The sequence below is a fragment of the Pseudoalteromonas sp. TB51 genome, assembly GCF_000498055.1.
Taxonomy (GTDB): Bacteria; Pseudomonadota; Gammaproteobacteria; order Enterobacterales; family Alteromonadaceae; genus Pseudoalteromonas; species Pseudoalteromonas atlantica.
Genome location: NZ_AUTO01000241.1, coordinates 1 through 6,705, shown reverse-complemented (window position 1 = coordinate 6,705; position 6,705 = coordinate 1). Strand labels below are relative to the sequence as shown.

5 protein-coding genes and 3 tRNA genes are annotated in these 6,705 nt (G+C 40.4%); 7 read left to right on the top strand and 1 reads right to left on the bottom strand.

Features of this window, described 5'->3' with window-relative positions:
• On the bottom strand, positions 1–487 hold a 487-nt coding region (locus tag L650_RS0113905), incomplete at its 3' end, for an MATE family efflux transporter (RefSeq protein ID WP_029773492.1).
• Between the two features lie 1,062 nt (positions 488–1,549).
• Here L650_RS0113905 and L650_RS0113900 point away from each other — a divergent pair.
• The 7 genes from L650_RS0113900 to rsxC all read left to right on the top strand — a co-directional run.
• Positions 1,550–1,626: transfer RNA gene (locus tag L650_RS0113900), tRNA-Asn, on the top strand.
• A gap of 21 nt (positions 1,627–1,647) precedes the next feature.
• A tRNA-Asn gene (locus L650_RS0113895) sits at positions 1,648–1,724 on the top strand.
• Between the two features lie 26 nt (positions 1,725–1,750).
• Positions 1,751–1,827, top strand: a tRNA-Asn gene (locus L650_RS0113890).
• Between the two features lie 148 nt (positions 1,828–1,975).
• Positions 1,976–3,919, top strand: a complete 1,944-nt coding sequence (locus L650_RS0113885; RefSeq protein ID WP_029773491.1) for an EAL domain-containing protein — start codon at positions 1,976–1,978, stop codon at positions 3,917–3,919.
• 214 nt (positions 3,920–4,133) lie between these two features.
• Positions 4,134–4,715, top strand: coding sequence for an electron transport complex subunit RsxA (gene rsxA, locus L650_RS0113880; RefSeq protein WP_004589478.1), 582 nt, complete (start codon positions 4,134–4,136; stop codon positions 4,713–4,715).
• 1 nt (position 4,716) lies between these two features.
• A complete protein-coding gene (gene rsxB / locus L650_RS0113875; protein WP_004589479.1) occupies positions 4,717–5,271 on the top strand; it encodes an electron transport complex subunit RsxB in 555 nt (184 codons plus the stop codon).
• A gap of 8 nt (positions 5,272–5,279) precedes the next feature.
• Positions 5,280–6,705: electron transport complex subunit RsxC (gene rsxC / locus L650_RS0113870; RefSeq protein WP_029773490.1), on the top strand; the 1,426-nt coding region annotated here is incomplete at its 3' end.

Here is a 6,705-nt window from a genome sequence, read left to right as displayed (position 1 = left end):
GTAATACCGAATTACCTATCATAGGGGTAATTAAAAATACGCTGCCAATAAACCAAATATTCATATAATCATGAATAAGTGGCAGCACTAATTGTCCGGCCCCTAATAAAGTGAATATTGGGTCGATTAGTAAATATCCAACAAACGAAAGTAAAATAACTAATAGTAGCGCCACAATAAGCGACACACTGGCATCAAATCGCGCCTCTTCTATTTTATTACTGCCTAAGGCTTTCGCTATTACCGCTGATGTACCAATACCTAAACCTATGGCTAGGCTTATTACCGTAAAGGTTACCGGAAACGTAAAGCTTACCGCTGCAAGGGGCTCTGTGCCCAACATACTGATAAAAAATGTATCGACTATATTGAACATCATTAGCGTGACCATGCCAAATATCATCGGAATGGTCATTTTTTTCAATGTAGGCAAGATGGGATCGTTAAGTAAATCTGGGCGTGATTGAGAATGTGAAGTTTCGCGCATGGAATAAATAAGCCTCTTTTACTGAGCGAGCCATTTTAAAGCATCATAGCAATTCAAGCCACGGATTTATCAATGGATTTAGTACTAATAATAAAGCAACAATTAAAAAAATAGCTAAAGTTGAATTTTTAAGCATTTGTGCACAAATACGCCCTTAGAGCGCCAAAAAACAATAAGTGAACATTTTTATTACTTTTTTAACATTTAACCCTGCAAATTCGCTGAATTTTTACACAGCGCGGTATTAATCTTTATCGTAACGAATTAATTTACTCATCGTTGCATGGTAATTCAGCATGTATTTATAACCCTATGTTTTTTATAGTAATAAAAAAATCGTTTTAAAAGCTTGAAATCGTTGTAGCGCCCTAAAACTCTGGTCGGGACAGTGTTCTTAAAGTTTCATAAACAGAGTTATCCACAGAAACCGTGGATAACTCAGCTGAGCCCGCATTTATAAAGGCTTGCGCGCTGGCTAAAATTCAGCTCAGGTCCAACCTTTGCTCAAAGTTAAAGTTAAAAACTTATCAATGCTTGCAAACAAAAAATTAAGCTAAGCCAAATCTTTGTGCCTAATACAGCTATAAGTGACTTAATTAGTTTACGCAAATATTTAGCAACTTATTGATTGTTTTGTTTTTGTACAGCTTTTTAAAATAAAGTTTCCAACCACGGCTTTATTAGTTTAACCCCTCTTAAATACGGTAATACGAAAAAACTACCCTGCTGGATTTTTTAAAAAGATCTGCTAGCTAAATTTATACTCGGTTTTATGACAACCAGGTTAAATACAAATTTACTGATTTGCCGCGATAAATTTTGTCTCAGCGGCATTTTTTACACATAAATTAAACAATGGCTATTTTATGGGCGCTGTTTTTTTCACATTGGTGTGAGTCTAAATAGAGATTTACCGCCGTGTTTTGCATAAATAGAGTTATAAAATGCGCAGATCGAACATAAAAACAACGAATAAACTTCTTTTTTAAATTTATGACTTTTATATGTTGACACTTTGCGGCTCCATCATTAATATTTCGCCCCGTTGAAAGGCATGACGCTTCCCCCTTAGCTCAGTTGGTTAGAGCGACGGACTGTTAATCCGCAGGTCCCCCGTTCGAGTCGGGGAGGGGGAGCCAAGTTTATGTTTATGATGTAGTTCCCCCTTAGCTCAGTTGGTTAGAGCGACGGACTGTTAATCCGCAGGTCCCCCGTTCGAGTCGGGGAGGGGGAGCCAAATCATAAAATTACATCTCTATTTGTTCCCCCTTAGCTCAGTTGGTTAGAGCGACGGACTGTTAATCCGCAGGTCCCCCGTTCGAGTCGGGGAGGGGGAGCCAATCATAAGAATTTCATAGACATTTCAGTAATTTTCCACTACTCTTCTGCTTTATAACTAAAACATAATATCTATTCTAATGTGTTGCTATTAGTTGAATGATCAAGGACCTGATTCCTTTCCTTTTGAACTATTAAAAGATTGATAACATGGCTGGCTTTAAAAAACTTATTTTTATACAAATCCTGTCTTGGCTTGTATGTGTTGCGGCTGGAAGCTACTTCATATCTGTAAGCTTTAATAATGCAGTAAGTGAAGCACAAACTTCAGCGCAAACCAGCGTAACACGTTACATTAACAGCTTAACTAGTGATGAGCTTTCGCCTGAAAGTATAAAAAAAGCGATTGGCGATGGTAAAACGTTTTCAAGCTTTATACTAAGAGACTACCAAGGGGCTGAGGTATTTTCAGTTAACTCCCCTACCCAGCTACCCATGTTTGCTGAATTTATTCAATCTAGCTTTAATTCGGTTCGCCCACAGTTTGCCGTTAATGACGCTGCAGATATAAAAGTAGAATTTACCCTCAACATTGAACGTTTAGCGCAGCAGCTACAAACCTCTTTATTTATAGTTATATTTATTTCTGCCTTTTTAGTGATTATTCCTATCATATTAATGAAGTCTATTTTTCATAGCTTAAATAAAAATATCAGCATGACCGTAGCCGATGTAATAGACATTTATATTAACCAAAATCAAATTGGCGACGACTTAGACACCGCACTTGATGCCAGTAAAATGAAAAAGCTAGGTAAAGATTTAGTCCCGAGCTTTAATCGCCTTTCGCATTTTTTAAAAAATAAAAATGATGATATTCAAAACGCTGCCCTAAGTATCAAACAAGAAGCCTATAAAGATGTAATTACTGAATTAGGTAACCGTAATATGTTTGTTGAATATTACGAAAAACACATCGAAAACAGTGAGCGCAGTACGTTTGGTTCGTTAGCGCTTGTACGCTGTAGTGAGCTGCAAACTATAAATCAAAGCCGTGGCTACCAAAAAGGTGATGACTACGTTAAAGGTGTGGCGGATATAATTAAGCATATAAGCGGCACTTACACTGGCAGCCAAGTATTTAGGCTAAATAGCTCAGACTTTGTCATTGTACTACCTAATACCCCACTTAAAGAAGCAGAGCGTTTTGGTGAAAACCTGCAATCGCGCTTTACTCAATACCAACAAAATCAAGAGCTCAGCTCTGTGGCTAACACAGGTATTGTGGGCTACGAAAAAGGCAAACCGCTGGGTGAGCTATTATCGGTTGTCGATAACGCAATGAGCATGGCGCAATCTAAGCAAGTAAATGCATGGCATGTGCAGCGCGAAACCGATTTAGTTAATAATGTAAGTGCTGGGTTTGGTAACCAAAACTGGCGTAAAGTGATTAACGAAGTGATTGAATCAAAACGTGTTCACTTAGTAATGCAAAATATTATGCCGCTGGGTAAAAGTATTAAGGCGTATGCAGAGATACAAGTGCGCTTTAAAACCGAAGATAACCAAGTGCTTCCTACGGCCTCGTTTTTAGCCATGGCTGAAAAACTCGATATGGCCATAGAAATTGACCGCTTAATTATTGACTCATCACTTGAAAAAATTAAAAGCCGTAACCTCTCTGAAAAGTTTTTTGGCCTGAATGTAACCGCCTCAAGTGCACATAACGATCAATTTGTTATTTGGTTAGAGCGCCGCTTATTAAAAGATACGCATATAGCCTCTAAATTAGTATTTGAAGTAAGTGAGTTTGGCCTACAGCAAAATATTAAAGCCAGTAAACGCTTTATTGATATGGTGCATCGCGTAGGTGCCCGCGTAACGGTTGAACGCTTTGGTGTAGGACTAACGTCGTTTAAGTTTTTCCGTGATTTAAAACCAGACTTTATTAAAATGGATGCAAGTTACACCCGCGGCCTAGAAGATGATAAAAACAATCAATACTTTATGCGCCTAATGGTTGATTTAGCCCACCGCATTGGTGTGAGTGTGTTTGCAGAGGGCGTTGAAAGCCAAGAAGAAAAACACATTGTAGAAACGCTTTGCCTAGACGGCGTACAAGGTTATTACATAGAAAAACCTAAAGATATTTAGCACCTCCCCTTAATTAAAGTAAAAAAGAGCACATGTGCTCTTTTTTGCGTTTAACTGTTTAATTTTTCGCTTACTTTAAAATCACATAAATTTTACAGCTTTGTGATCGCTTAATTATTTTACTGTGTTTATTTAACTGATAACGACTCGCATATGTTGTTTATCGAGGCAGAAAAAAGGATAATACACAGGATTTTAATAGCGCGAGGCACACATGACAGAATATGTCTTGTTATTGATTGGAACCGTTCTAGTTAATAACTTTGTATTAGTACAATTTTTAGGCTTATGTCCATTTATGGGTGTATCAGGCAAGCTTGATACCGCTATTGGTATGTCTTTAGCAACCACGTTTGTGCTTACTCTTGCCTCTGTTACAAGCTATTTAGTTAATCAATATATTTTAGCGCCGCTAGATATCGAATTTTTACGCACCATGAGCTTTATTTTAGTGATTGCCGTTGTGGTGCAATTTACCGAAATGGTTGTGCGTAAAACTAGCCCGACTTTATACCGTTTACTGGGTATATTTTTACCGCTGATCACTACTAACTGTGCGGTATTAGGTGTTGCGCTTCTTAACATAAAAGAAGATCACACCTTTTTACAATCGGCCGTGTATGGTTTTGGCGCAGCCGTTGGCTTTTCATTAGTACTTGTATTATTTGCAGCGCTGCGCGAACGCCTTGCTGCTGCAGATGTTCCTACCCCGTTTAAAGGCGCCTCAATAGCCATGATCACCGCCGGCTTAATGTCGATGGCGTTTATGGGATTTACCGGATTAGTGAAGTTTTAATATGACCTTAATGTATGCCTTGATAGCGCTTGGCTCGCTAGCGCTTGTTTTTGGACTTATTTTAGGCTTTGCAGCTATTCGCTTTCGTGTAGAAGGCGACCCAATTGTTGAGCAAATAGATACCATTTTACCGCAAACCCAGTGTGGCCAGTGTGGCTATCCGGGCTGTCGCCCCTACGCTGAGGCAATTGCCAACGGGGATGAAATTAATAAATGCCCACCAGGCGGAGAAGCAACGGTTAAAAAGCTAGCCGATTTAATGGGCGTAGAGCCTAAACCGCTTGCCGGTGGCGAACAAGCAGAGCCGATAAAAACAGTGGCCTATATTCGCGAAGACGAGTGCATAGGCTGTACTAAGTGTATTCAGGCATGCCCTGTGGATGCCATTGTCGGTGCTACACGCCAAATGCACACTGTACTAATCGAAGAATGTACTGGCTGCGATTTATGTGTAGAGCCCTGCCCTGTAGATTGCATTGATATGCTGCCTGTAGCCGAAACAAAACAAAACTGGAAATGGCAACTTGATGCTATTCCTGTCACGCAAATAGATTAGAGGTTTGAGTGGAAAAGTTACTTGAACAAATTAAAAAAGGCACTGTTTGGGCATTCCCGGGCGGCGTGCATCCACCACAACAAAAAACACTCTCTAACAGTGCGCGTATTGCTAGGCTTCCTCTACCTGATAAGTTAGTTGTACCAATTAAACAGCACATTGGTGCTAACGGTAAATTAATTGTAGAAAAAGGCCAACAGGTATTAAAAGGCCAAGCACTTACCGTCCCCGTTGCGAATTGGTCTGTGCCTGTACATGCGCCCAGCTCTGGCACCATAACAGATATTGCTTCTATGCCTTCGGCACATCCATCGGCTTTACCTGAGCTAAGTATTATTATTGAGCCTGATGGCAAAGATCAATGGTGCGAACTCACCCCAACACCTAACCCAAGTGAGCTTAGCCACGATGAATTAGTCGATATAATTCATCAAGCAGGTATAAGTGGTATGGGTGGAGCAGGCTTTCCTACTTATGTAAAAGCCGATATAAAACAACCTATTGAGTTTTTAATTGTTAATGCTGTTGAGTGCGAACCATACATAACAGCCGACGATGTGTTAATGCGTGAACATGCCAAGCAAGTAGTGCAAGGCATTGAGCTAATGCAACAAATTTTAAACCCGGCACTGTGTATTGTTGGCATTGAAGATAATAAGCCCGAAGCCATAGCGGCTATGAAAACTGCCGCAGAGCACAACGCCAATATTGTTATTCAAACGGTGCCTACTGTTTATCCATCGGGTGGCGAAAAACAATTAATTAAATTACTTACAAACCGTGAAGTACCCAGTGGCGGNCCTGCCGATATTGGTATTTTAGTGCACAACACAGGAACTTTATTTGCTGTGCAGCAGGCAGTGTACGAAGGTAAACCGCTTATTGAACGCGTTGTTACAGTGACAGGTAACACCATCCATAATGCAGGTAATGTATGGGCACTATTAGGCACCGAAGTTAAGCACCTGCTTGATTGCCAAGGTTTTTCACCCGTACCCCAGCAGCGCGTTGTAATGGGCGGGCCGATGATGGGCTTTACCTTACCGACTGTGCGTATTGGGGTAATTAAAACCACCAACTGTATTTTAGCCCCCGATCATAAAGAGCTGGCAGAGCCTGGCCCTGAAAAAGCTTGTATACGTTGTAGTGCCTGTGCAGATGCCTGCCCTGCTTCGTTATTGCCACAGCAACTACAATGGTTTGCAAAATCAAAAGAATACGACAAATTACAAGAGCACAACTTATTTGATTGTATTGAATGTGGCGCGTGTGCGTATGTATGCCCAAGCGAAATTCCATTGGTGCAGTATTACCGCGTAGCAAAAGTAGAAATAAAAGAGCAGCAAGCCGAAAAAATTAAAGCCGATAGAGCAAAAGAGCGTTTTGACGCCCGTAAAGAGCGCCTAGAGCGCGAGCAACAAGAACGTCAAAACC

Coding starts and splice junctions, on each gene's coding strand:
- L650_RS0113885 (WP_029773491.1), top strand. CDS start 1,976: ATGGCTGGCTTTAAAAAACTTATTTTTATACAAATCCTGTCTTGGCTT.
- rsxA (WP_004589478.1), top strand. CDS start 4,134: ATGACAGAATATGTCTTGTTATTGATTGGAACCGTTCTAGTTAATAAC.
- rsxB (WP_004589479.1), top strand. CDS start 4,717: ATGACCTTAATGTATGCCTTGATAGCGCTTGGCTCGCTAGCGCTTGTT.